Consider the following 26020-nt stretch of genomic DNA (forward strand, 5'->3'; position numbering starts at 1 on the left):
GTCAGCCGCTCCGACCTGCTGTCGTCGCGCCGGACCGCCAACGTGGTCAGACCGCGCCAGGTGGCGATGTATCTGTCCAAGACCCTGACACTGCGCTCGCTGCCGGAGATCGGCCGCAGGTTCGGCGGCCGGGACCACACCACGGTTCTGCACGCGGTGCGCAAGATCGAGGCACTGGTCAACAAGGACAACACGCTGGCCGAAGAGGTCGAACTGCTGAAGCGGCTGCTGCAGGACTAGAAGCAGTAAGAAACTCAGGAAATCGTTGTGAAAATGCGCCGGGTGCGGGGTGGAAGCCTTGCACTCGACGCGCATCCGCGCCACCCTGCGAACCCCTCGGCGGGTATTCGGAACCCGCCAACAAGTCGCCGCGGCATCTCGATCCGAGGCTGCGGCTCATCAATTGATCGAGCGGGTTTGGGTAATGAAGGTCACCGTCGAGCGCGCGCAACTCCTCAAGTCGCTGGGCCATGTCCATCGCGTCGTCGAACGACGCAACACCATCCCCATCCTCGGCAACGTCCTGCTGCGGCCCGAAAATGCACGCCTCAGCCTGAAGGCCACTGACCTCGACCTCGAAATCACCGAGACGCTGGCCGCCGAAGTCGGGACCGCCGGCTCCACCACCGTACCGGCGCATATGCTGTACGACATCGTGCGCAAGCTGCCCGAGGGCTCGCAGATCGTGCTCGAGGCGACCGGCGATCGCGCCGTCCTCGCCATTCGCGCTGGCCGCTCGCGCTTCACCCTGCAGACGCTGCCGGAAAGCGACTTCCCGGACCTCGCCGCAGGCGACATGACCCATTCGTTCACGCTCGGCGCCGCCGACGTGAAGCGGCTGATCGATCGCACCCAGTTCGCGATATCGACCGAGGAAACGCGCTACTATCTGAACGGCGTCTACATGCATGTCAGCTAGGGCGAATCCGGCAAGGTCCTGCGCTGCGTCGCGACCGATGGCCACCGCCTGGCCCGGATCGACGCGCCCTTGCCCGAAGGGGCTGACGGAATGCCCGGAGTAATCGTGCCCCGCAAGACGGTGGGCGAGCTGCGCAAGCTGCTGGACGATGACGAAGCAACGATCGCCGTCTCGGTTTCCGAAACGAAAGTTCGCTTTGCCACGCCGGTGATCACCCTGACCTCCAAGGTCATCGACGGCACCTTCCCGGACTACACCCGCGTCATTCCCACGGGGAACACCCGCAAGCTGGAAGTCGACGCGTCTGAATTCGCCAAGGCCGTGGACCGCGTGGCGACCGTTTCCTCGGAACGGTCCCGCGCCGTGAAGCTGTCGCTGGAGGAAGACCGGCTTATCCTGTCGGTGAACTCTCCTGATTCGGGCGCCGCCGAGGAAGAACTGGCCGTGGCCTATGGTGACGAGCGGCTGGAGATCGGCTTCAACGCCAAGTACCTGCTGGAAATCGCCAGCCAGGTCGACCGCGAGAATGCCGTCTTCCTGTTCAATTCCGCTGCCGACCCCACGCTGATGCGTGAAGGCAATGACCTTTCGGCCGTCTATGTCGTCATGCCGATGCGGGTCTGACCGACCTTAAGCGACGGAACTGAAAGGGAAGTCCGGTGGGCGGTCTGGCGATCGAAACCCTTGCGCTCACGCATTTCCGCAGCCACCGGGTGACGCGGCTGGCATTTGACGGTCGCCCCGTCGCCATCGTCGGACCCAACGGCGCGGGCAAGACCAATATCCTGGAGGCTGTCTCGCTTCTTTCGCCGGGCAGGGGGCTAAGACGCGCTGCCGCCGAAGACCTCGCTCGCAAGCCCGAGGCTTTGGGCTGGAAGATCGCCGCCACCGTCCAGGGCCTCACTGCCGCGCATGACCTGGAGACCTGGGCGGAGCCTGGCGAGGCGCGGCAGGTCCGAATTGACGGAAAGGCCGCGACGCAAGCCAGCCTGGGGCGTATCCTGCGCGTGCTCTGGCTGGTCCCGGCGATGGACCGCCTCTGGATCGAGGCCGCCGAGGGCCGCCGCCGCTTCCTGGATCGCATGACGCTGTCCTTCTTCCCGGAGCATGCCGAACACTCGCTCATATACGAAAAGGCGATGCGCGATCGGAACCGGCTGATCAAGGATCAGGTGACCGACGCGCACTGGTATTCCGCCCTCGAATCCCAGATGTCCGAGGCCGGAGAGGCCATCACCCGCCATCGCCGTGCAACCATTGCCCGCATCGCCGCCGCGGCCGATCCGGCCAGCGCCTTTCCCTCTGCCGAATTGACGCTGACCGGGCCAGAAGGTGCGGACGAGCCCGCCGACCTTGCCCTGGCGCTGGCCGAAGGCCGCCGCCGTGACATTGCCGCCGGGCGCACCCTTGTCGGGCCGCACCGTGCTGACCTGCAGGCCCGCTATGCGGCGAAGGACGTCCCCGCCGACCAGTGTTCGACCGGCGAGCAGAAGGCGCTTCTCATCAGCCTGATCCTCGCCAATGCCCGCGCGCTGGCGCAGGACCTTGGCCGTGCGCCGATCCTGCTGCTGGACGAGGTCGCCGCCCACTTGGACGAACACCGCCGCGCCGCGCTTTACGACGAGATCTGTGCGCTACAGGCCCAGGCCCTGATGACCGGCACCGAGCCTGAGCTTTTCACCGCCCTCGGGCCCCGCGGGCGGACCCTTCGCATCCTGGATCAGGACGGCATTTCGCAGGTGGAGCCATGACAGTCGAGACCATTCCTGAACATTTGCTCACAAACGGGGATGAGGCCGCGATTGCCGCCCTCCTGGCGCGTTGCTTTTCCACTGATTTCGGCGGCCGCAGCTTCTTTCAGACCCGTCACAGCTGGCGTCACGTGGTCCGGCAGGACGGCATCACGGCCCATCTCGCCGTGCAACTGCGCGCGGTCCGGTTGGGCGAAGACCTGATCTCCATCGCTGGGATCGCCGATGTCGCCACTGACCCCGACCACCGGGGCCAGGGCCATGCCGCAACGCTTCTGCAGGCCGCAATCGCCGCCGCGCGGCAGTCCCCTGCGCAGCATGTCCTCCTCTTTGGTACCGCGAAGCTTTACCCCGCCGCAGGCTTCCGACCCGTCCGGAACCCGCTCACCTACCTTGACCTCACCGGGGCGCGCAGCGGCGATCTGCACCGGGACCGGCCCGAGGACCACCTGCAAGTCCTTGATATCGGGACAGAATGTTGGGACGACACCAAGCCCCTCGACCTTCTTGGCGGCTTATTCTAAAGCGCAGTCATGACCGTCACGCTTTGGGAACTTTGGCTCTACGCGCTTGGCATGGCTGCCCTCTGGGCCGTGCCCGGCCCGGTTTGGGTTGCGTTGACTGCCCGGGCGCTGGCCTTCGGGATGCGCGGGGCCTGGCCCCTGGCCATCGGCGTGGCCCTGGGTGACCTGATCTGGCCCCTGGCCGCGATTTTCGGGCTCAGCTGGGTCCTGTCGATGTACGGAGGCTTCCTGGCCGCCTTGCGCTGGATCGCTGCGGCCGTCTTCCTGATCATGGGCATCCTGCTGATCCGCAAGCCCGCCGCCGCCATCGACGCTGACAGCCGACTGACCCGACCGGGGGCCTGGGCCGGGTTCGCCGTCGGAGTCGCCGCCGTGATCGGCAACCCCAAGGCGATCCTGTTCTACATGGGCGTGCTGCCGGGTTTCTTCGACCTGTCCCGCGTCACGGCACCGGACATCGCGGCGATCCTGCTGATCTCGGCCTTGATCCCCATGCTGGGGAACCTTGCACTTGCGTGGTTCCTGGACCGGGCGCGCAGGCTTCTGTCCAGCCCGCAGGCGATGCGTCGGCTGAACATCGGGTCCGGCATTCTGCTGATCGGCGTCGGGCTGGTCATCCCCTTCACCTGACCACCAAATCTTGTGGCCAAGGGGTGACAATCCCGCCCCGAAACGCTATAAATCGCGCGTAACGATCAGGGTTCCCCACGCATGGCTGACCAGCCCAAGAACAACGCCACCTATGGCGCCGATTCGATCAAGGTTCTCAAAGGGTTGGAGGCGGTTCGCAAACGCCCCGGCATGTATATCGGCGACACCGACGACGGGTCGGGCCTGCACCACATGGTGTATGAGGTCGTGGACAATGGCATCGACGAAGCGCTGGCCGGGCACGCGACCGAAGTGGCGGTGATCATCCACGCCGACGACAGCGTTTCGGTGCGCGACAACGGCCGCGGCATCCCGGTCGACATCCACCAGGAGGAAGGCGTTTCGGCGGCCGAGGTCATCATGACCCAGCTGCACGCCGGCGGGAAATTCAACAACACGGACGAAGGCGGCAACGCCTACAAGGTCTCGGGCGGTCTGCACGGCGTGGGCGTCTCGGTCGTCAATGCGCTGTCGGAATGGCTTGAACTGACGGTCTGGCGCAACGACATGGAATACCGCGCCCGGTTCGAGGATGGCGATTGTGTTGTCCACGTGCACGAGGTGGGCCCTGCCCCCGGCAAGAAGGGCACGATGGTCCGCTTTTTGGCCAGCGCCAAGAGCAACCGGCCCGAAGGCACGTTCTCGAACCTGGAATACAGCTTCAAGACGCTGGAACACCGCCTGCGCGAGCTGGCCTTCCTGAACTCTGGCGTGCGGATCGTCCTGGAAGACGAACGCCACGCCGAACCGCAGAAGATCGAGCTCTTCTATGAAGGCGGCGTGCGGGAATTCGTCAAGTACATCGACCGGTCCAAGTCATCGGTGATGGCCGAACCGATCTACATGGTTGGCGAAAAGAACGGCATCGGCGTCGAAGTTGCGATGTGGTGGAACGACAGCTACCACGAAAACGTACTACCGTTCACAAACAACATCCCGCAGCGCGATGGCGGCACCCACCTGGCTGGTTTCCGGGGCGCCTTGACCCGCACGATCACCGGATATGCGCAATCCTCGGGCATCGCCAAGCGCGAGAAGATCGACTTCACCGGCGACGACGCGCGCGAGGGCCTGACCTGCGTGCTGTCGGTCAAGGTGCCAGACCCGAAATTCTCCAGCCAGACCAAGGACAAGCTCGTCAGCTCCGAGGTGCGGCCTGCGGTCGAGAACCTGGTGAACGAAAAGCTGTCCGAATGGTTCGAGGAAAATCCAGGTCCTGCAAGGATCATCGTTGGCAAGATCATCGAGGCGGCGCTCGCCCGTGAGGCCGCCCGGAAGGCCCGCGAACTGACCCGGCGCAAGACCGCGCTGGACGTCGCCTCGCTGCCCGGCAAGCTGGCAGACTGCCAGGAGCGCGATCCCGCCAAGTCCGAACTGTTCCTGGTCGAGGGTGACAGCGCCGGTGGTTCCGCCAAGCAGGGACGCAGCCGGTCAAACCAGGCCGTCCTTCCGTTGCGCGGCAAGATCCTGAACGTGGAACGCGCCCGCTTTGACCGCATGCTGGGCAGCCAGGAAATCGGGACCCTGATCACCGCGCTTGGCACCGGCATCGGCCGGGATGAGTTCGACATCAAGAAGCTGCGCTACCACAAGGTCGTCATCATGACCGACGCCGACGTTGACGGCGCACATATCCGGACGCTTCTGCTGACCTTCTTCTTCCGCCAGATGCCCCAGCTGATCGAGGGGGGTTACCTCTACATCGCCCAGCCGCCGCTGTACAAAGTCGCCCGCGGCAAGTCCGAGGTCTATCTCAAGGACCAGGCCGCGCTTGAGGATTACCTGATCGACATGGGCACGGAGGGGGCCGTCCTGCGCCTGACCGACGGCCAGGAAATTGCCGGGAACGACCTTGCCCGCGTGGTCGAGGCCGCGCGCCAGTTCCGCCGGGTTCTGGATGCCTTCCCGACCCATTACCCCCGCCCGATCCTGGAACAGGCAGCTCTTGCCGGGGCCTTCGATCCGGGCAAGGCCGACGCCGACCTTCAGGCCGTCGCCGACACGGTCGCCCGCCGCCTGAACATGATCGCGCAAGAGTTCGAGCGTGGCTGGTCCGGCCGCATCACTCAGGACCACGGCATCCGTCTGTCCCGCATCCTGCGCGGCGTCGAAGAGCTGCGGACGCTGGACGGCGCTGTCCTCCGGTCGGGCGAGGCGCGGCGCCTGTCCCAGGTGGCCGGTCAGACCCGTGACCTCTACCGCGACCCCGCCCGCCTTGTCCGCAAGGACCGCGAGCAGGCGATTCACGGTCCCATTGACCTTCTGAAATCCATCCTGGCCGAGGGTGAAAAGGGCCTGACCCTGCAGCGCTACAAGGGTCTGGGCGAGATGAACCCCAGCCAGCTGTGGGAAACCACCCTCGACCCCGAAGCCCGTACCCTCTTGCAGGTCAAGGTCGACGATCTGGCCGACGCCGACGACATCTTCTCCAAGCTGATGGGCGACGTCGTCGAACCCCGGCGCGAGTTCATCCAGCAGAACGCCCTGTCGGTGGAACACCTGGACTTCTAAAGCCACCCCAGCGGGTGTGCAGAAAATCCGTGGCAGGCCGACCCGTCGGGAAAGTCGATCGACCAGTTCTCGGGCGTGGTCGACAGGCCTTCCTGCACCCAGCGGCCCCAGCGGGCGGAAATGATGGCGTGGATGTCTGGGCGACGTCCAAGGCTTTGAAGCGCAAGGAAAAGATAGTGGTGCATGAAGGGGCTGGCCAGCGCGGGCTGACCGACCAGCGGCTCATCCCGCAGGTCCAGTGAGCGGGCGACGACGCGCGTCGCAAGGGCCACCGCCGCATCACCTTGGACCATCCCGGTCAAGACAAGCAACGCCAGCCCAAGCTGGCTTGCAGGTTCGCCATCCGGGCTTTCCCGCCAGCCGTCCGGCGCCTTGTGCCCTTGCAACGCACAGGCCAACTCGCGGGCCGCGGCAGTCCAATCCGCCGTCCGCCCCACCCGCTCTGCCATTCCCGCCGCCAGCTGCAGCGCATGCAGATAGCGGAGGTTCAGCGTCAGGTTCGGCTCTGCCCGGCTCATCGGTGACCAGTCCAGGAACAACCGTCGCCCCGGAGGATTGCGCAGCAACCCGTCCGGCCCGCGCGCCAAAGCCATCCGCTCCAGCATCCGGGTCAATGTCCCCCAATGCCGCTGCCAGACGGCCTCCGGCTCGGCCACGCCGGGATGCGTCGCGCATCCTGCCAGCAGTTCCACCCAAGAGAAATTGTAATCCGTCACTGCATAGGCCGGGACTTCGCCGGGCAGCACAGATGGCAACAACCCCTCCGCATCGGCCCCCTCCGCCGCCATGTCGATGGCAAACACCAGCGGACGCGGATCGTCCGAGATCGCCCGCAGCGCCCAATCCTGCGCCACTGCGTCGCCCAGCCAAAGACTGCTTTCCCGCCAGACCCCGTCGACAAACCCGTCCTGCAGGCAGTTCAGGACCGTCCGGCGGCACATCCTGGCCACGCCTTGCAGTCTTGGGTCCAGCCGGGGCAGGGGCCGTTCCACCACCGGTGTTACTGGCAAGCGCACATGGAATTTCGGCTCGGCCGCAACCCCGCCCCCTTCCAGCGCAAAGACCAGATAGCGCGCGCCGCGGGGTGTGAAGCCCTCCACAACCTGCCGCCCGGGGCGCAGCGTGAAGCGGTCCGTCGTGCGCATCCGGCAATAGGTGTCGGGGTCCGGCAGCAGCAGGTCACCCTGCCGCAGCTTCTCGGCGTAAGAGATCAGCAGCCGCTCTCCGCCCGCCGCTGTCAGTTCGACACCACCCAGACAAGAGCGGCTTTCGCCAAGGTCGAAGATCCAGATGCCCTGCGTCCCGGACGTCAGCAAAGCGGGCGCGGCGGCCGATTGGCAGACTGAAAAGGCTTTTCGCAAATCTAGATGCGGGTCGGCAGAGGCAGCAACCGCCGGGCCAACCCGCACCTGCCAAGGCGCGTCCAGCGTCTGCACCTCTTCGACCGGAAGCGCGGTCGCACGGGGCCGCAGGCCCTGCCAGATCGGGCCCGTTGCGCCCTGCACCACCCGTGCCGGGTCCCAACCCAGGGTCTCCGTTTCCAGCCAGCTCTCGGCCAGACAAAGGTTCTGATCCTCGACACCTGTGCCGTAGATAGAGACCCGCTCGACCCGATCCGACCACGACCAGTCCCGCCGCGCCTTCCAATGCGGACCCGTGGTCAGGGCCACCTCACCATCCGTCTCCAACCAACCCATCAGCCCGCAAGCGCCGCGATGGACGTAGGCGAAGTGCGAATGGCCGGGCGAATAGACTTGCACCGCAATCCGGTTCATTCCCGGACGCAGATTCATGATCAAACGTTCATCTACGGCCATCGACGCGGGCCAGGACCGCTCGGGTCCGCGCCCGATGAAGACCCCGTTGACCCACAACCGGTAGCGGCTGTCCGCCGTGAGCCGCAGTATGGCCTTCGACGGGACCGTTTCCAGCACAATATCCGCACGAAAGTTCACATAGGCATCGCGCAGGTCAAACGGATGTGCCGGTCCGACCCAGACTGCCCCGTCAGGCGCTTTCAATGACCCGTTGGCATCGGCCACTACTGCAGCGTCCCGTACTGCGCGGCCAGCTTGTTCACCAACCGATACGCCCGGACCAGCCGCAGCGGAGGAATGTCCGGCTGGATGAAGTGCCCGCCGTTGAAGATGAACCCCCCGCCCGGCGCGTAGATACCAAAGCGTTCGGTGATATACTCGTCCAACTCCTCACCGTCGTACTTCAGCAGGCCGTCGATCACGTCCAAGGACCCGTAGATGGTGATCTTGTCCCCCCACTTTTCCTTGACCTCGCGCGGGTTGATCCCAGCGCTTTCCTGCACCGGATGCCACGAGGTGTAGCCCATCTCGATGATGTCATCGACGACCTGCAGGATGTAGCCGTCCGAATGCAGGTTGACCGGCATCCCCCTGGATCTTGCGTGCTGCACCACCCGCATCGCATAGGGCTTGATCAGCGCCCGCCAGGACTTCGGCGAAAACAGCATCGTCCCGTTCGACCCCCAGTCGTCGGAAAGGGTCATCATGTCCACCCCGGCTTCGATCATCTGGTCGACCTGGATGCACATCCAGTCGGCATAGCGGTCGAAGAAATTCGCCATCAGCTGCGGGTTGCCGCCCAGGTTCATCCAGCAATTCTCGATCCCGAGAAAGCTCGACGTCCCCTCCACCATCCCCCAGCAATGCGCCAGCACGCAGCGCTTGCCCTTGTGGTCGCGGATCGCGGTGGCGATGTTGGTGCCACCGAAATCGTAGTTCCAGTCGGTGAAGTTCAGCCACTTCGGATGCTTCGGGTCCTCCAGCTGCACATCGGCCAACTCATGAATGTCGAACTTCCGGCCGTGCTGGTTCGGGAAGGGCATCAGGCCCACGAAGACGTCGATCCCGAACTCCTCGATGAACTTCTCGCGCGGGCCGTAGTCGGCCTCCAGCCGCTCCAGGAACTGCTTCTGGTACAGCCAGCAGTCGATGGGCGTGCGGTCCACCGGCTTGTGGTTCAACGTCGCCATCACGCGTTCATAACCGTTCATTCGCATTCCTCCAAAAGCAGCATCCGCCGCCAATCCTCCAGCCCCACCCCCGCGACGAATTCGGAGTGGAACCCCTCCCAATGCACCTGCTCCCACTGCGGAACGATGCCCCGGATCTCGGCCGGGCATTTGCGGATCAGCTCGGCATATGCCGACTCCAGCAATCGGTAGCCCGAAGTTGCCGAAACCTTGTAACGCGGATGCGGCGCGATCAGGCCGTCCTCGACCATCGCCTGATCCAGCACGTCCGACATCTGGTGCAGAAGCTCCAGCTTCCGCTCCCAACTGGTGCTAAGCTTTGGAGCTTCCTGGACAATTGCCGCCAACCGCGCGCCCATCCGGGGCAGGCGACGGAACATCACCGTGAGCCATTTGTCGTAAGGGTAGTATTGCCGGTCCAGCAGGAACGCCATCTGCACCCCCCAGCGCAAGCTGCGGGCAAAGGTGGTGTTGGCGTAAAGTTCGTTGTCGCGCAGCAAGGCCCGCTTCAGCGCATAGACCCCCATGCCGCTGAAATACCGGCACCAATGCGCCAGCCGCCGCAGGCGAACCTCCTCGGGATAGTAGGCCCCAAGCGCCTCCCGCACCGCAGAAAACCGGCCGGAGGGATCATGCCAGACCTCACCGGCGACGACATGCAACATGTCTTCCTCGGGGATCGCCAGCCATTGTGAATGACTGTTCGGCGGAGCGTCCAGCCCGATGGTTGACCGCAGGTGATGTTCCAGCGACCCCAGCGCCACGCCCTTGGTCCGGGTATACCCCTCCCGCAGTTCCCGCCCGAGCCAGACCTGCGGCAGCCCCTCCGCCAGCGCATCCTCAATCGCTGCCCCGCGTGAGGCCATCAGCCCCTCGGGTAACAGCACATTCACCCGCAGCCCGAAGTGGTGGTCCGTGGAATACTCGTCATCCAGCCGCAGCACTTCGGACCCATAGCCGAAGACCCCTGCCGCCATCTGCGCCGTCTCGGCCGGAAACCGCGCTGCAAGGAACGGATGCACCACCTCATCCCAGAAGGCATGGCTTTCGTCGATGATCGAGTGCTGTTCCATCCAACCGGCCTCCCCTCCGGCGTGATTTCAGACGATGCCGGACGAGGACCCCTTCACCTCGGGCCGCTCCTTCGCCACCCGGTCGCGGTATCCGCTGGCCCGGTAGGCGGCGATGGGGTCGTAAGCCCCGCCCTGCCGCATCCGCGCCTCGGCCAGGATCGGCGAAACATCGGTCAGGAACCCGGTTTTCAGCGTGCGATGCGCGGCCATCACGTCGTTGGCTTCCTGCGCTTGCGCCAAAGCCGCACGGTCCACCAACGACGCCTGCACATAGGCCCGCGCGATTTCCACCGCCGACCCCATCAGGCTTTCGATCGGGTCCGTCACGTTGTGGCTCTGGTCGATCATGTAGCTAGGCGCAAAACCCTTGGCCCCGCGCAACTCTGCCTCGACCAGTTCATTGAAGACCAGGAACAGCCGGAACGGCTCCACCGAGCCCGCGTCCAGATCGTCATCGCCATACTTCGAATCGTTGAAGTGGAACCCCGCCAGCCGCCCCACATGCACCAGCCGCGCGACGATCTGCTCGATGTTCACATTGGGTGCATGGTGCCCAAGGTCCACGAGACATTTCGCTTGCGGCCCAAGGGCTTGTGCGGCCATCAGCGACGAACCCCAATCGCTGATCACCGTCGAGTAGAACGCCGGTTCATACATCTTGTGTTCGATGAACATCGCCATCGATGGGGGCAGGGCGGCATAGACCTCTTCCATCGCCGACAGGTAGTTCTCGAACATCTTCGACAGGCTCTGCTGCCCGGCAAAGTTCGTCCCGTCGCCGATCCAGACCGTCAGGGCAGGGGCCCCAAGCGCCTTCCCGATCTTGATGCATTCGATGTTGTGCGCCACGGCCTGCGCGCGGATATCCGAACGGGCGTTCGCCAAAGATCCATAGCGGTAGGACAGCGACTGATCCACCTGGTCCTGGAAGGTGTTGGAGTTCACCGCATCGAACCCGAGACCATACTGCGCCGCCTCTTGCCGCAGCGCGTTGTAGTCCGAAACCTTGTCCCACGGGATATGCGGGCTGACCGTCCGCGTCCCCCGCGTCAGCTGCTGGATCACGCCGCAATCGGCCAGCTTGTCGTGGATGTTCCGCGGTTCTCCGCGACCCGGAAACCGCGCGAACCGCGTGCCGCCGGTCCCGACGCCCCAGGTCGGCACCGCGACAGACCAGGCCATCGCACGGGCCACCACGGCCTCGATGTCAACACCCCGGCGCTGAAGCTTCCGCCCCAAAGCGCCAAACTCATCCTCATGCGCAACCCGTGCAGCGTCATTCAGCGACCCGACCAGATCCTCGGAAACCAGCATACCCGCCCCCTAGCGCGTGAAGGACACGGCATTGCCCGCGTCCACGTTCAGGAAATTGCCCGTCGATTTGTTCGATACGTCCGAGGCGAAGAAGTAGACCCCCTCGGCGATGTCCTCCGGAAAGACCGACCGCTGCAACAGGCTGCGCTTGCGGTAGTGCTCCTCAAGCTCGCTGACCGCGATCTTGTTCGACGCCGCGCGCTGCTCCGACCACTCGCCCTTCCAGATCTTCGACCCGCGCAGCACCGCATCCGGGTTCACCACGTTGACCCTTATCCCCAGCGGAGCGCCCTCCAGCGCCATACAGCGCGCGAGGTGAATTTCTGCCGCCTTGGCTGTGCAATAGGCCGATGCCCCGGGCGACGCCGCCACCCCGTTCTTCGAAGAGATGAACACCATCGACCCGCCGATTCCCTGAGCCTTCAGAACGCGATAGCCCTCACGCCCCACCAGGAAATAGCCGGTCGACAGGATGTCCATCGTCTTGTTCCACATGGCGAGGGTCGTGTCCTCGACCGCCGCCGCACTGGTGATCCCGGCGTTGTTCACCAGCACGTCCAGCCCGCCATATTCGGCCACAGTGTACTCCACCGCTGCGATGACCGCCGCTTCGGAGGTCACATCCATCACCACTCCGCGCACCATGTCGCGCCCGTAGCGCTTGCCAAAACCGCTGACGACCTCATCCAAAGCCGTCTGGTCGATGTCGGCCAGCACCACATTGCAGCCTTCCCGCAGCAGCCGTTCCGCCGAGGCCGACCCGATCCCGCCTGCCCCGCCAGTGATGAAGGCAACCCGGCCCTGCATCGCCTTCGGCTTCGGCATCCGCTGCAGCTTGGCCTCTTCCAGAAGCCAGTATTCGATGTCGAACGCCTCTTGCTCCGGCAGGCCCTGATATTGCGAGACGCCCGAAGACCCCCGCATCACGTTGATCGCGTTGACGTAGAACTCGGCCGACACCCGGGCCGTCGCCTTGTCCTTGGCGAAGGACAGCATCCCCACGCCGGGCACCAGGTAGATCACCGCATTCGGGTCGCGCATCGCGGGGGAGTTGGGGCGTTTGCAGCGGTCATAGTAGGCCGCATAGTCCGCCCGATACCCGGCAATCAACCCGTCCAACGCCGCCGCGTCGGCATCCGCCGGAACGACCAAAGGCTTGATCTTCGTCCGCAGGAAGTGGTCGGGGCAAGACGTCCCCATCGGCGCCAGATCCGAAAGCGAATGAGAGTTCACAAACTCCAGCACCTCCGGTGCATCGGTGAAATGCCCGACCATATGCGCGCCCCCGGAAATCCGCCCCCGGATCAGTGGCATCAGCCGCCGCGCCGTGGCTTTCCGGTCCTCGGCGGCCAAAGAAGCCACCTTCTCGCCGCCAAACACCGGCCGCTTCACGTTCGCGTCCAGCCAGACCGCAGCTTTGTTGATCATCGCCAACGTCAGCAGATAGCAGTCCTTCGCCGTGTCCGCCCAAGTGAACAGCCCATGCTGCCCGAGCACCACGCCCTTCAGCTTCGGGTTCTCCTCCGCCATCTGGCCCAGCTTGATCCCGAGATCAATCCCCGGCCGCTGCCAGGGCAGATACCCGAGCTCACCCCCGAAAATCTCCTCCGTCAGCCGCACCTGATCCGCCGAAGCCGCAATCGCGATCACCGCGTCGGAATGGACGTGGTCCACGTGCGCCATCGGGACAAACCCGTGCAGCCAGGTGTCAATCGACGGCGCGCGCGGGTTCAGGTTGAAGATCGTGTGCCCCAAGGCCTCGACCATCGCGTCTTCCTGGTCCAGCCCGCGATACTGCGCCCGAAGCTGCATCAGCTTGGTCATGTAAAGGGTCGCGAACCCGTCCAGCTTCATCGAGCCAATGTCCCCGCCCGAGCCCTTGACCCACAGAACCTGCACATCCTCGCCGGAAAGCGGGTCCTTATGCGTGACCTTGGCGCTGGTGTTCCCACCCCCGAAGTTCGTGATTCGCAGGTCCGATCCCAGCAGGTTCGACCGGTAGAGAAGCCTCCCCGGCTCGTCCAAAGTGGCGGCGTAAGCGTCGTCCCACAGGGACTTGAGGGTGATTTCCTGGGTCATCGGTCCGGACTTTGGCTAAAGGATTTGGGGCCAAGGATAGGGACGAAACGCTCACAGTCAATCATGAAACGCCATTCTGCACCGCAGAGACCTTTCCGCAATGCAGCATTGCGATTGTTTGTTGACGGATATGAGCGATTCTGACAGCCTTCCCGCCATGATGCACGAACGCGAAAGATGGCAGCTGATCCTGACCCGCCTGCGGGACCGCGGCATTGTCCGCGTCGCCGACCTGGTGGGCGTCACCGGCGCCTCAGTCGCCACCCTGCGCCGGGACCTCGCGAAGCTTGAGGATTCCGGCCAGCTGCGGCGTGTCCACGGCGGGGCGGAATCCGTCGCCTCCGGCCAGACCCCGCTGACCGCGCCCAGCTTCGACGCCAGCCAGACGCTGAACGCCGATCTCAAGCAGGCCGTGGCCCAGGGCGCGGCCAACCTATGCCAGGACGGCGACTCGATCATCCTGAACGCAGGCTCCACCACCTGGTTCATGGCGCAATACCTGCGCCAGCACCGGATGCAGGTCCTGACCAACTCTTTCCCCATCGCGCAGGAGCTTATCGCCCATTCAATGAACCGCGTCGTCCTGCCGGGCGGGGAATTGTACCGTGAGGCCGGGATCATCCTTTCCCCCTTCGACGAAGACGCGATCCAGCACTTCGCCGCGTCGAAGATGTTCATGTCCTGCTATTCGATCACGCCCCTTGGCATCATCGAAAGCGACCCGCTGGTGGCCAGGGCCGAAGCCAAGCTTCTGACCCGCACCGAAAACCTGATTGTCGTCGCCGACAGCTCCAAGTTCGAGGCGCGCGGCAACATGGTGGTCTGCCCCCTGACCCGCGTCACCACGCTGGTCACCGACACGGGCGCGCCACCCCACATGCTGGATCACCTGAGACAACTGGGTGTCGAAGTGATCCTGATCGACCCAAGTAAAGCGAAGGTCCTGACCGCCGCCTGAGGAGGGCACGGCAGGCATAACAAACGGGAGGAGACGACCAATGATGATGAAACTTTCCGGCCTTGCCCTTGCGGCAGGTCTTGCGGCCAGCCTGATGGGCTCGACCGCGTTCGCAGAAGCCGTCACCGCAACGCCGGGACAAGAGGTCAACGCTGTCCTCTTGCCGAAATTCCTCGGCATCCTGCCCTTCGACCAGGCCAACCGGGGCGCGCAGGAAGCCGCGGCCGAGCTTGGCTCGACCGGCAAGCTCGAATTCATCGGCCCGACCCCGGAAAACTCGGCCGCCGGCCAGATCGAGATGCTGACGACTGCCACCACGCAAAAGCAGCACGTCGTCATGCTGTCGAACAACGCGGGTGACCAGATCGCCCCCGCTGCCGAAGCCGCTGCCGCTGCGGGCACCAAGGTCGTGACCTGGGACAGCCCGATCCCGAACGGCGCGGGCGAAGCCTTCTTCGTGGCTCAGGTCGACTTCGGTTCCATCGGCGTCGTGATGGCCGATATGGCCTTTGACCTTGCCGGTGGCGCTGGTGAAGTCGCGATCCTGTCGGCCTCCCCCGATGCCTCGAACCAGAACGCCTGGATCGAAGCGATGAAGGGCACGATGGCCTCGGACGCCAAGTACAAGGACCTGAAGCTGGTCGACGTCGTCTATGGCAACGACCAGTCGGAAGAATCCTACAACAAGGCCCTTGGCCTCGTGGACAAGTATCCCGACCTCAAGGTCATCATGGCCCCCACCACCGTCGGCATCGTCGCCGCCGCCAAGGCCATGCAGGACGAGGGCCTGTGCGAAAAGGTCAAGGTCTCCGGCCTCGGCCTGCCCGCCGAAATGGTCAGCTACACCATGAACGGCTGCGCCCCCCAGTTCGCGCTGTGGAGCTTTGTCGACCTTGGCTACCTGACCTACCAGGCGTCCTACGCCCTCGCCACCGGAGCGATCAAAGGTGAAGTCGGCGAAGAGTTCACCGCAGGCCGCATGGGTACCTTCAAGATCGAGGAAGACCCGGGCCGCGCCGGGGCCAAGCGTATCCTGATGGGGCCGTTCACGGTCTACACCAAGGACAACGTCGAAGCCGCCGCCAACTAAGGCGCTTTGCTCCCTGGGGGTCGCCCAAGCGCGGCCCCCTTCCCCTTCCTTCAATCGGAAATCCCCATGACCCAGCCGGTCCTGGAACTCCTCGGCCTGTCCAAATCCTTCGCCGCCACCCAGGCGCTGAAGGACATGTCGCTTGCCGTCCTGCCGGGCGAGGTCCACGCCATCGTCGGCGAAAACGGCGCGGGGAAATCCACGCTCATCAAGATCATGACCGGCGTCCACCAGCCCGACACCGGCACCATCCGCGTCGACGGCCAGCCGGTCACCCTCAAATCCACGCAATCCGCCCAAGACGCCGGCATCGCCGCGATCTACCAGGAGCCGATGGTTTTCCCCGACCTCAACGTCGCCGAGAACATCTTCATCTCGAACCGATCCAAGGGCCGCATCATGCGCTGGTCCGAGATCTACGCCGAGGCCGAAGCGCTGATCTCCCCGTTGGGCGTCAAACTCGACGTCCGCCGCGCCGCCTCCGGCCTCACCTTGGCCGAACAGCAGACCGTGGAAATCGCCCGCGCGCTGTCCCTGAAGGTCAAAGTCCTCATCATGGACGAACCGACCGCGAGCCTCTCCGCCCACGAAGTCGCCCGCCTCCTCGACATCGCCCGCGCGCTGAAGGCGCAAGGCGTCGCCGTCATCTACATCTCCCACCGCCTGGACGAGATCTTCCGCATCGCCGACCGCGTCACCGTGATCCGCGACGGCCAGCACATCAGCACCAAACCCATCGCCGAGGTCACCGAAGATGGCCTGGTGAAAGACATGGTCGGTCGCGCGCTGGAAAGCTTTGCCGTCAAGACCGCCGCCAACCCGCATGGCGAAACTCTCCTCTCGGTGAAAGACCTCGGCCTTGCAGGCGTCTTCCAAGGCATCACCTTCGACCTCCACAAAGGCGAGGTCCTCTGCTTTGCCGGTCTCGTCGGCGCCCGCCGCACCGATGTCGCCCTCTCCCTCTTCGGCATTTCGCCAGCAACCGAAGGCACCATCGCCCTTGCCGGGAAAGAAGTCCGCATCACCACCCCCCAGCAGGCGATGGACCTCGGGATCGCCTATGTCTCCGAAGACCGCCGCAAGCTTGGCCTCGCCATGCCCCTCCCGATCTTCGCCAACATCTCGCTGGCCTCCCTCAAGAAACTCCTCAAACCCTTCGGCCTCATCGACCGCCAGGCCGAGGCCGCAATGGCCGAAACCTACCGCAAGCGTCTCGCCATCCGCGCCGCCGATACGCTGATCGAGGTCGGCAAACTCTCCGGCGGCAACCAGCAGAAGGTGATGCTGGCCAAGTGGCTGGAAACCAAACCCCGCGTCCTGATCTTCGACGAACCCACCCGCGGCATCGACGTCGGCGCCAAGGCCGAGGTCCACGCCATCATCCGCCAACTGGCCACCGAAGGCGTCGCGATCCTCGTCATCTCCTCCGACCTGCCCGAGGTCCTGGCCCTCGCCGACCGCGTCCTCGTCATGCGTGAGGGCCGCCAGGCTGGCATCATCCCCATCGAAGAGGCCACCCAGGAACGCGTCATCGCCATGGCCGCCGGGCAAGCCACCATTGAAAGACCCGCCGCATGACCGCGCGCCGAACCCTTACCATTTCATCTGTCCCCAAGTATCCCCGCCGGAGGCACGCCGAGCCCCTTTGCACGTCCTTCACGTGCAAAGAGGCGAGACAAAAGACTTGCGCGTCAGCGCTCCATTCAACAACCGCCCCGACCGGGGGCCACGCATGACACTCCTCACCCGCGCCTCGCCGCAAACCCTGCGCCTCCTCGCGCTCGGCCTCGCCCTCCTCGCGACGATCCTCTTCTTCGCCACCCAGATCGAGGGCTACCTCTCCCCCCGCATGTTCAGCCGGATCAGCACCTCCGCCGCCGTGGTCCTGCCCATCGCGGTGGGCCAGGCCATCGTCATCATGACGCGCAATATCGACCTCTCCGCAGGTTCGATGATGGGCGTCGTCGCCTACATGGCCGGGCAGCTTCTGAGCCACCACCCCGACCTCCACCCCATCCTCGCCGTCCTCTTCTGCATGGCCCTCGGCGCGGGACTCGGAGCCATAAACGGCCTCCTCATCGCCTGGGGCCGCGTGCCCTCGATCATCGTCACCCTTGGCACCCTCGCGCTTTTCCGCAGCTTCCTTGTCGAATGGTCCGACGCCAAGACCATCACCACCGCCAGCCTGCCGCAATGGCTGGTCGACCTCCCCTCGGCCAACGCCTTCTCCATAGGCGCCCTCGACATCCGCGTCACCGTCCTCCTCGCCCTCGCCGCCGTGCTGGTGACCGGCCTCGCGCTCACCTTCTACCGCCCCGCCCGCCGCTTCTACGCCGTCGGCTCCAACCCCGACGCCGCGCTCATGGCCGGGATCAACGCCAACCGCGTCATCCTCACCGCCTTCATCCTTAGCGGAGCTTTCGCCGGCCTCTCCGGCTTCCTGTTCCTGGCGAAGTTCGGCAACATCACCGTCGTCGCGGGCCTTGGCTACGAACTCAAGGCCATCGCCGCTGTCGTCGTCGGCGGGGTCTCGATCATGGGCGGCTCCGGCTCGATGATCGGCGTCCTGATGGGCGCCCTCCTTGTGGACACCATCGACAACTCGCTCACCCGCTGGGCCGTCGTCTCCGAGTTCTGGCGCGACGCGCTGCTGGGAGGCCTCATCATGGCCGCCGTCACCCTCGACACGCTTGCCAGCCGCCAACTGACCCGCATGCGCAAAGGGGGCACCGAATGACCAAATTCCTCACCCCCTGGGAAACCGGCCTCCTCGCCGTCTTCCTCTGCACCCTCGCCCTCAACGCCAGCTTCGCGCCGGAATTCCTGACGGTGCAGAACCAGATCAACCTCTTCCAGCTCTCGATCGAGAAGATCATCGTCGCCCTGATCATGACCCTCGTCATCATCAACGCCGAGATCGACCTCTCCGTCGCCTCGATCATGGGCCTCTCCGCCGCCCTCTTCGGCTACCTCGTCAACGCCGGAATGCCGGGGGGCCTCGCCATCCTGATCTGCCTCGCCGCCGGTCTGGTCGTCGGAATGGTCAACGCCGTCCTCATCGCCCGCGTCGGCATCCCGTCCCTTGTCGTCACTCTCGCCATGCTGATCGGCTTCCGCGGCCTTGCCCGGGTCCTTGTGACCGACAACTCCCTCGGCGACTTCCCGACCTGGTTCACCGACCTTGGCCAAAAGGGCCTGATCGGCCCGATCCCCCTCGCCATGCTCCTGTTCTTCATCCTCCTCCTGATCCTCGGCATGACCCTCCACCGCTCCTCCTTCGGGCGGCAGGTCATCGTGATCGGCACCAACGCCGAAGTCGCCCGCTTCTCCGGCCTCAACGTCGCCCGCGTCAAAACCGTGCTCTTCCTTCTCTCCGCGCTGATCTCCGCCCTCTGCGGCCTCCTCTACGCCGCCCGCCTCGGCTCGGTCCGCGGCGACACCGCCTTCGGGTTCGAACTCGACATCATCACGATGGTTCTTCTCGGAGGCGTCAGCATCTTCGGCGGCAAAGGCAGCATGGTGGGCGTTTTCCTGTCGATCCTGATCATCCTGAACCTGCGCAACGGCATGGGTCTGATGAACATCACCGGCCACATGCAGACCGGAGTCATCGGCATCCTCCTCATCGCCTCGGTCCTGCTGCCGAACCTTCTGTCCGACTTCAAAGCCCGGAAAAGAAAGGACGCATGATGCAACGCCACGCCTTCAAGATGCGCCTCAACGCAGGCATGGAGGCCGAATACACCCGCCGCCACCACGAGATCTGGCCCGAGCTGGTGGACCTTCTCCACGAAGCAGGCATCTCGAACTACTCGATCCACCTGGACCGGGAGACGAACACCCTCTTCGGCTACCTCGAACGCCGCAACGACCATACGATGGACGACCTGCCCAACCATCCCGTCATGAAGAAATGGTGGGCTTACATGGGCGACATCATGGCCACAAACCCCGACGGCTCCCCCATCGCGATCCCGCTGGCCGAGACGTTCTTCCTCCCCTGACCGCTCCTCGTTCGACTTCGTCTCCTCCTCGCTGACCGCCCGCGACGAGTGACGAAGTCATCGAGGAGCCGTCCAGCGCGCCACCGCCTCCCGCCACGCGCCCACATATCCGGTCCAGAGCGGGTCCGCCTCGGGACGAACCTCAACCGCCACGACGCCCTCCGCCTCCAACGGCCCCGCCAGCAGCGCCGCCCCCAGCCCCGTCCCTGCCCCCTGACCCGATCCGCGAACCACCCGCCCCGTCGCCGTCGCCAGCATCCGCAGGAACGCGAGGTTCCCCCCAAACGCCCCCTCCACGATCACCGGACCCTCGGCTCCCGCCAGCGCCAAACACTCCGCCCCCATCAGCGCCGCATAGAACGACGCCGCCGCCATCCGCGCCCCGCCCTCCGGCTCGCCACCAGCCCATCCGAACCGCTTCCCAGGAAACGGCCCCGTCCCAGGATGCAAGCTCGGCATCGCCATCACGCGGCCCTCCAGAACGCCAAGAAGATCACCGTCCGAAGGCTCCACAATCCGCCCCCCCATGATCTCCTCCATCTCCCGCCCGCCCATGAACCGCGCCGTCGGCACCGGCTGACCCAAAGCGTTCACGTTCACCAGCACGTCGCGGCTGGCATCCAATTCCACCGCCCGGCCCCCCAAAGCCATCACGATCATCCAGGTCCCCGTCGACAAGACCCCGCACGGAGCCTCGCCCAAATGCGGCACCAGCGACGCGTTGGAGTCATGGATCCCGCACAGCACCGGAGTCCCCAAAGCCAACCCCGTCGCCTCCGCCACCGCAGGCAAAACCGGCCCCAGCACATCCGCCGCCTTCCGCACCGGCGGGAACACCCCCTCCCAGCCCATCCGCGACACCAACGACGAAAACCGTCCCTCCCAAGGGTTCCACAGATCCGTATGGCACCCAAGCGAGGTCGCCTCGCTGACAGCCACCCCCGACAACCGGAACGCCCAGTACTGCGCCAGCATCAGCACATTCCTGACCCGCGCAAACTCAGCCGGGAAGGCGCGAGACAGCCAGAACACCTGCGCCCCAAGGTTCAGCCCCACCGGCAGACGCGGCGATCCCGTCTCGGCAAACCCCGGCCGCACCGCGTCATACGCGGCGGCCAGAAGGTCCGGCCCGTCATGCTCATAATCCAGCATCGGCAGCGCCAACCCGCCTTCCGCATCGACCAGCACGCAGGCCGCCCCATGCGTGGTGATCGACACTGCGTCGACCCCCCGCTCTGCCGCCAACCGCAAACCGGACAGCGCGAAATCCCACAGCATGTCCAGATCATGATGCGGATAAGGACCGTCCCGCACCACCGCGTTCGGGGTGCGCGCCAGCACCTCTTCGGCCCCCGTGGCAAGGTCCACGATCAGCACCTTGGCATTGGTCTTGCCGATATCCAGCACCGCAATCCGCCGCATCCGCCTGTCCCCCGGTGTTCCCAAGGTAAAGCCTATCCGACTGATTTTAAGGAAGGAAGCGTCACGATGGTGACCCCGGATGGATTCGAACCATCGACCTGCCGCTTAGGAGGCGGCCGCTCTATCCCCTGAGCTACGGGGCCCCGTGTCTGGACCTGCTTCGTCATGCGACGAAACGCGCGGCAATTCAACTGTCGGAAATGAAAAGGGGAGGCAAGTTTTGGCCCACTACCCCCCCTTTGGTCCGTCGCGTCCAGTTTGAGAGCTTGCAGGACGCGCCAGATATGGCCAGCACAGGATGGCTGTTAGCGGTAACATTAGCAGACGAAACCAGCTTGGACAAGCCTTCTCTTTGGCGCTAACAAGAGACAGGCAGAAACGGAAACGTCCCTTGACCAAGCCCACCCCCGACCCGCGCCACACCCTGACCCTCCGCGACGTGTCCGAGGCGTCGGGGGTCAGCGAAATGACCGTCAGCCGGGTCCTGCGCAACCGCGGCGATGTCTCGGCCCCGACCCGCGAGAAGGTGCTCGAAGCCGCCCGCGCTCTGGGCTATGTCCCGAACAAGATCGCCGGCGCCTTGGCCAGCCAGCGGGTGAACCTTGTCGGCGTGGTGATCCCGTCCCTGTCAAACATGGTCTTCCCCGAAGTGATGACCGGCATTTCCGAAACCCTGGACGGCACCGGCCTGCAACCCGTCGTCGGCGTGACCAACTACCTGCCCGACCGCGAGGAATCCGTCATCTACGAGATGCTGTCCTGGCGTCCCTCGGGCATGATCATCGCGGGCCTCGAACACTCTGCCGCCGCCCGCGCCATGCTGGGCCGCGCGGGCATCCCCATCGTCGAGATCATGGACATCGACGGTGATCCCATCAACCACGCCGTCGGCATCTCGCACCGCCGCGCCGGGCGGCAGATGGCCGAGACGATCATTGCCGCAGGCTACCGCAAGATCGCCTTCCTGGGCACGCAGATGCCGAACGACTTTCGCGCCAAGAAGCGGTTGGAAGGGTTTGAAGAAGCCTTGGGCAAAGCCGGTCTGACGCTGGTGGACCGCGAATACTACTCGGGCGGCTCTGCCCTGTTGAAGGGCCGCGAGATGACCGCCACCGTGTTGAACCGCACGCTGGACGTCGACTTTCTGTACTATTCCAATGACATGATCGGGGCAGGGGGGCTGCTGTACTGCCTGGCTCAGGGCCTGGACGTTCCCGGTCGCATCGGTCTGGCCGGGTTCAACGGGGTGGAACTGCTGGACGGTCTTCCGCGGAAGCTGGCGACAATGGACGCCTGCCGTCTTGAGATCGGCAAGAAGGCTGCAAGGATCATCGCCGAAGCCCCGCAGGCCAGCCAGGTCGAGGAACTGTTCCCGACGCTTGAACCCGGCGACACGATCCGTCGGGCGTAGGGTGCGCTACTGCGCACTGTCCGAAGGTGCGCTGTCGCGCACCCCACGATGCGGACCTAGGTCCGACCACACGATGCCAGCCCGCCGCTGCATCTCTGGCACCCCAAGCGGGTGGCCCAGAAACTGCTCGACCGACATCAGCTCCCACCCCTGCCCCTCGTCCCCGAAGCGGACCGAGGCGACCTCTTGCTGCGACAGCCAACCCCCGAAGAAGATCGATGTCCGCCCCGTTTCGACCATCGACGGAAAGACCCGCCGCCAGACCAGTCTGTCCGCTGAAAGGCGCAGCCCGAACTCTTCCTCCAACTCGCGCAGAAGGCAGTCCTCCGGGCTTTCCCGATCCTCGCGCCCACCGCCTGGCAGGTCCCAAAGGCCGGGCCAGCGCAGGCCCGGATTTTCGTCGCGAAGGTAGACCAGCACCGAGGCCCCGCAGAACAAGGCCGCCTTGGCCCCGGTGAAATCCATTACCGGGTCACGGGTTATCGTTGATGTCGCGGTCCCAAAGCTTCACCTGCCCCTCGCGCACCCCAACCACCCGGCGCAGCACCAGCCAGGCCACCACCGAAACCACCGCGAAGATCAGGATCAGCGCGGGCATCCCGGCGGGGATGCCAAAGCCGACCAGCGCGCCGGTGACGATCGCACCGATGGCGAAGCCCAGGAAGATGTAGCCGGGCGCCAGGATCTCCAGCACGCCAAGCGCGAAGCCCAGGACGACCCAGGCCCACCAGGTTCCGACAAGCGAAGTCAGCATGTCACGGCCGTCCTTTCAGCATCTTGAATGCATCCCCGAAGGATTCCAGCAGGGCCGCCGGCAGCAGGATCGTCTGCTTGCCCTGGCCCGACGCGATGGCCTGCATCGCCTCGACCTGCTTCAGCGCGACCTGGTATTGCGCGGCTTCCAGGCCACTTTCCTTGATGGTCTCGGCGATCACGCCCGTCGCATAAGCCTCGGCGTCCGCCGTGACCCGCTTGGCCTTGGCCTGCTGCTCGGCCGCATAGAGATCGGCGTCGGCGGCAAGTTCCACGGCGCGCTTCTTGCCCTCGGCCTCCATCACCTGAGCGCGCCGCGCGCGTTCCGCGTTCAGCTGCTGCAGCATCGCCGACCGCGTCGCTTCGTCCAGGTTCACGTCCAGGATTTCGGCCCGGGTCACCTCGACGCCCCAGTCGTCGACCATCGCCGTCACCTGCTCGCGCACACGCTCGATCAGCTGCGCGCGGTTGGACTGGACCTGGTCAAGCTCCAGCTTGCCGATCTCGGACCGGACGATCCCGGCCACCGTCGTGGCAATGGCGCCATCGACGTCCCGGATGCGGTAGACGGTCTTTTCGGGCTCCGTCACGCGGTAGAAGACGCTGGTCTCGACCTTGACCAGCACGTTGTCGGCGGTGATGGCGTCCTGGCTGGCGGTGGGCAGCTGGCGTTCCAGGACCGACACCTTGTGGGCGATCCGGTCCAGGAACGGGACCAGGAAGTTGATCCCCGGCCCAAGCACCGACCGCAACCGGCCAAAGCGTTCCACCACGTGCTTTTCGGACTGGGGAACGATGCGGACCCCCAGGAAAATCGAGATGATGATGAACAGAGCGATGAAGATATAGACCAGCGGCCAGCCGATAAGGTCTTGGATGTCCACGTAAAACCCCCTCATTACAATTCCGGCGCATCCCGCGCCCCGGCGTAATGTTGCCCTTCATGCCCCGCAGCGCAAGACCCCCGGCCCGATACGGCCGCATCTTCCCCCCGGTGGGCGAAGCGGATAGGGTCCCCGCGATCGCATGCCCCCCAATCTCGATATGGAGCCGACCATGACCCAGCGCCTGCATCTCGTCTTCGGTGGCGAGCTGGTGGACCCCCAGACCAACGTCTTCCGCGACGTGGGCCAGATCCATATCGTCGGGATGTTCCCGAACTATGAAAGCGCGTTTTCGGCCTGGAAGGCCGAGGCGCAGCGCACCGTGGACAACGCCCACATGCGCTATTTCATCGCCCATATCCACCGGTTGCGCGACGAGGCGAAGCCCGGATCGGCAACCGAGGAGCTGGGCGACTGACCCCATGCCGTCCTCCCTGGGCCTGACGCTGTACAACCTTGGCCAGCGGCGCGAGCAGGCCGAGGGGCAGGTCCGTCCGCCGCGGCCCGCGGGTCGGCTGGTGTGGTTGCATGCCCCTGACGAAGCGTCGGTCAGCCCGATGCAGGCGCTTGCCCGCCGTCTGGTCGATGAGGACGGCGTTCCGGTCCTTCTGACCCTTCCGGGCGAGATCGCCGCCCCGCCCGGGGTCCTGGTCCAGCCGCCCCCCGCCGACAGCCCCGCAGAGGCCCGGTCCTTCCTCGATCATTGGCGGCCCGAAATTGCGCTGTTTGCCGGTGGGCAGGTGCGCCCGGCGGTGATGCATGAAGCGTCCGAGCGGAAGATCCCGATGCTGGTGGTGAACGGGCGCACGCCGGTGTTCCTGCGGGAAAGGGACGGCTGGTATCCCGGCCTGATGCGCTCGGCCCTGGCGCGGTTCCGGCTGATCATGGCGGTGGACGAGGCGGCAGCGCGGGCATTCCGCAAGGGTGGGGCTGCGCTGTCGGCGGTGGCCGTGACCGGCCGGATGGAGGAAGACACCGTCGTCCTGCCCGCGCCCGAGACCGAGCGGTCGGCCCTGGCGAAGCTTTTGGCGGCACGGCCGGTCTGGTTCGCCGCTGGTGTCACCGAGGCCGAGGAAAGCGCGGTCCTGCAGGCGCATCGCATGGCCTTGCAGCATTCGCACCGCCTGCTGATGATCCTGATGCCCGAGGACCCGACGCGCGCCGCCCCCCTGGCCCGTCAGCTTGAGGCCGAGGGCTGCGCCGTCGCTCAGCGCGCGCTGGAGGAAGAGCCCGAGGCCGATATCGAGGTTTTCGTGGCCGACAATCCGGCCGAATATGGCCTTTGGTATCGGCTGGCCCCGGTCTGCTTTCTGGGCGGCAGCCTGCTGGGCAAGGGCCCGACCCGCGACCCGATGGAGGCAGCGGCCCTTGGCTCGGCCATCCTGCATGGGCCGCGGACCGGGTCTTCGGGGCCGATCTTCGGCCGTCTGGGTGCGGCGCGGGCGACGCGGGCCGTGGCCTCGGTCACCGATCTGGGGGACGCGCTGGCCCGCATGGCGCTCGCCGACCCGGAGGGACGGGTGGGCGAGGCGTACAGCCATTTCGCGGTCGAGCTGGACTGGGGCGCCTTCCAGTCGCTGCTGGCCATGGTCGAGGCCGACCGCGCCAAGCTGACCGACTACACCGCCCGCGTCGCTGATGGCCGAGCCCCGGGCCCACACAAGCTTGT

General features: G+C 65.3%; 23 protein-coding genes, 1 tRNA gene and 1 pseudogene. 15 read left to right on the forward strand and 10 right to left on the reverse strand.

Features of this window, described 5'->3' with window-relative positions; genetic code table 11:
* From U1E69_RS00510 to gyrB, 6 genes and pseudogenes are all read left to right on the forward strand, one after another.
* Positions 1-240, forward strand: a 240-nt coding sequence (locus U1E69_RS00510; protein ID WP_322242056.1) for a helix-turn-helix domain-containing protein, incomplete at its 5' end; no start/stop codon positions are given.
* 184 nt (positions 241-424) lie between these two features.
* Positions 425-1543 (forward strand): annotated as a pseudogene (gene dnaN / locus U1E69_RS00515) (DNA polymerase III subunit beta).
* A gap of 35 nt (positions 1544-1578) precedes the next feature.
* Positions 1579-2670 carry a DNA replication/repair protein RecF gene (gene recF / locus U1E69_RS00520; RefSeq protein WP_322242057.1) on the forward strand — a complete coding sequence of 364 codons (1092 nt, stop codon included), beginning with the start codon at positions 1579-1581 and terminating at the stop codon, positions 2668-2670.
* On the forward strand, positions 2667-3194 hold the full coding sequence (locus U1E69_RS00525; protein ID WP_322242059.1) for a GNAT family N-acetyltransferase: 528 nt from the start codon (positions 2667-2669) through the stop codon (positions 3192-3194). The genes recF and U1E69_RS00525 overlap by 4 nt, the downstream gene beginning before the upstream one ends.
* Positions 3195-3203: 9 nt before the next feature.
* The gene (locus tag U1E69_RS00530) at positions 3204-3824 is read left to right on the forward strand and encodes a LysE family translocator (protein ID WP_322242061.1); all 621 of its coding nucleotides are present in this window, start codon (positions 3204-3206) and stop codon (positions 3822-3824) included.
* 81 nt (positions 3825-3905) lie between these two features.
* Positions 3906-6356, forward strand: a complete 2451-nt coding sequence (gene gyrB, locus U1E69_RS00535) for a DNA topoisomerase (ATP-hydrolyzing) subunit B (RefSeq protein ID WP_322242062.1) — start codon at positions 3906-3908, stop codon at positions 6354-6356.
* Here gyrB and U1E69_RS00540 read toward each other — a convergent pair.
* The 5 genes from U1E69_RS00540 to U1E69_RS00560 are packed head-to-tail and all read right to left on the reverse strand — an operon-like array spanning position 6353 to position 13829.
* The gene (locus tag U1E69_RS00540; protein ID WP_322242063.1) at positions 6353-8398 is read right to left on the reverse strand and encodes a hypothetical protein; all 2046 of its coding nucleotides are present in this window, start codon (positions 8396-8398) and stop codon (positions 6353-6355) included. The two genes, gyrB and U1E69_RS00540, sit on opposite strands and share 4 nt — an antisense overlap.
* Positions 8398-9384, reverse strand: a complete 987-nt coding sequence (locus U1E69_RS00545) for a uroporphyrinogen decarboxylase family protein (RefSeq protein WP_322242064.1) — start codon at positions 9382-9384, stop codon at positions 8398-8400. The genes U1E69_RS00540 and U1E69_RS00545 overlap by 1 nt, the downstream gene beginning before the upstream one ends.
* On the reverse strand, positions 9381-10436 hold the full coding sequence (locus tag U1E69_RS00550) for a DUF4037 domain-containing protein (protein ID WP_322242065.1): 1056 nt from the start codon (positions 10434-10436) through the stop codon (positions 9381-9383). The genes U1E69_RS00545 and U1E69_RS00550 overlap by 4 nt, the downstream gene beginning before the upstream one ends.
* 27 nt (positions 10437-10463) lie before the next feature.
* Positions 10464-11750, reverse strand: coding sequence for an L-rhamnose catabolism isomerase (gene rhaI / locus U1E69_RS00555; protein WP_322242067.1), 1287 nt, complete (start codon positions 11748-11750; stop codon positions 10464-10466).
* A 9-nt stretch (positions 11751-11759) separates the two neighbouring features.
* Positions 11760-13829: a bifunctional rhamnulose-1-phosphate aldolase/short-chain dehydrogenase gene (locus U1E69_RS00560; protein ID WP_322242068.1), complete on the reverse strand. Its 2070-nt coding sequence runs from the start codon at positions 13827-13829 to the stop codon at positions 11760-11762.
* Between the two features lie 130 nt (positions 13830-13959).
* On the opposite strand from U1E69_RS00560, the gene U1E69_RS00565 reads away from it, so the two are divergent.
* From U1E69_RS00565 to rhaM, 6 genes are all read left to right on the forward strand, one after another.
* Positions 13960-14787: a DeoR/GlpR family DNA-binding transcription regulator gene (locus U1E69_RS00565; RefSeq protein WP_322242069.1), complete on the forward strand. Its 828-nt coding sequence runs from the start codon at positions 13960-13962 to the stop codon at positions 14785-14787.
* Positions 14788-14827: 40 nt separating this feature from the next.
* Positions 14828-15877, forward strand: coding sequence for a substrate-binding domain-containing protein (locus tag U1E69_RS00570; RefSeq protein WP_322242070.1), 1050 nt, complete (start codon positions 14828-14830; stop codon positions 15875-15877).
* Between the two features lie 66 nt (positions 15878-15943).
* Positions 15944-17455, forward strand: coding sequence for a sugar ABC transporter ATP-binding protein (locus U1E69_RS00575; protein WP_322242072.1), 1512 nt, complete (start codon positions 15944-15946; stop codon positions 17453-17455).
* Between the two features lie 154 nt (positions 17456-17609).
* Positions 17610-18614: an ABC transporter permease gene (locus U1E69_RS00580; protein WP_322242073.1), complete on the forward strand. Its 1005-nt coding sequence runs from the start codon at positions 17610-17612 to the stop codon at positions 18612-18614.
* The gene (locus tag U1E69_RS00585) at positions 18611-19567 is read left to right on the forward strand and encodes an ABC transporter permease (protein ID WP_322242074.1); all 957 of its coding nucleotides are present in this window, start codon (positions 18611-18613) and stop codon (positions 19565-19567) included. The genes U1E69_RS00580 and U1E69_RS00585 overlap by 4 nt, the downstream gene beginning before the upstream one ends.
* Positions 19564-19881, forward strand: a complete 318-nt coding sequence (gene rhaM, locus U1E69_RS00590; RefSeq protein ID WP_322242075.1) for an L-rhamnose mutarotase — start codon at positions 19564-19566, stop codon at positions 19879-19881. Before U1E69_RS00585 ends, rhaM begins: the two co-directional genes overlap by 4 nt.
* A gap of 57 nt (positions 19882-19938) precedes the next feature.
* Here rhaM and U1E69_RS00595 read toward each other — a convergent pair whose 3' ends face one another.
* Both U1E69_RS00595 and U1E69_RS00600 read right to left on the reverse strand, forming a co-directional pair.
* On the reverse strand, positions 19939-21303 hold the full coding sequence (locus U1E69_RS00595) for an FGGY-family carbohydrate kinase (RefSeq protein WP_322242076.1): 1365 nt from the start codon (positions 21301-21303) through the stop codon (positions 19939-19941).
* A gap of 67 nt (positions 21304-21370) precedes the next feature.
* A tRNA-Arg gene (locus tag U1E69_RS00600) sits at positions 21371-21446 on the reverse strand.
* 248 nt (positions 21447-21694) lie between these two features.
* Here U1E69_RS00600 and U1E69_RS00605 point away from each other — a divergent pair.
* A complete protein-coding gene (locus U1E69_RS00605; RefSeq protein ID WP_322242077.1) occupies positions 21695-22714 on the forward strand; it encodes a LacI family DNA-binding transcriptional regulator in 1020 nt (339 codons plus the stop codon).
* Between the two features lie 6 nt (positions 22715-22720).
* Here U1E69_RS00605 and U1E69_RS00610 read toward each other — a convergent pair whose 3' ends face one another.
* From U1E69_RS00610 to U1E69_RS00620, 3 genes are read right to left on the reverse strand one after another with little or no spacing between them, the layout of a single operon-like run.
* Complete coding sequence (locus U1E69_RS00610; protein WP_322242079.1) at positions 22721-23179, reverse strand: NUDIX hydrolase; 459 nt, start codon at positions 23177-23179, stop codon at positions 22721-22723.
* A gap of 7 nt (positions 23180-23186) precedes the next feature.
* Entirely contained in the window at positions 23187-23468 is a 282-nt protein-coding gene (locus U1E69_RS00615; protein WP_322242081.1) for a hypothetical protein, read from the reverse strand.
* Between the two features lies 1 nt (position 23469).
* A complete protein-coding gene (locus U1E69_RS00620) occupies positions 23470-24351 on the reverse strand; it encodes an SPFH domain-containing protein (protein WP_322242082.1) in 882 nt (293 codons plus the stop codon).
* 172 nt (positions 24352-24523) lie between these two features.
* On the opposite strand from U1E69_RS00620, the gene U1E69_RS00625 reads away from it, so the two are divergent.
* Positions 24524-24769, forward strand: a complete 246-nt coding sequence (locus tag U1E69_RS00625; RefSeq protein WP_295078415.1) for a DUF4170 domain-containing protein — start codon at positions 24524-24526, stop codon at positions 24767-24769.
* A gap of 4 nt (positions 24770-24773) precedes the next feature.
* Positions 24774-26020 (forward strand): 3-deoxy-D-manno-octulosonic acid transferase (locus U1E69_RS00630; protein ID WP_322242084.1); only part of this gene is annotated, 1247 nt, incomplete at its 3' end.

It is taken from the genome of Tabrizicola sp. (assembly GCF_034366665.1).
In the GTDB taxonomy this organism is placed as follows: domain Bacteria; phylum Pseudomonadota; class Alphaproteobacteria; order Rhodobacterales; family Rhodobacteraceae; genus Tabrizicola.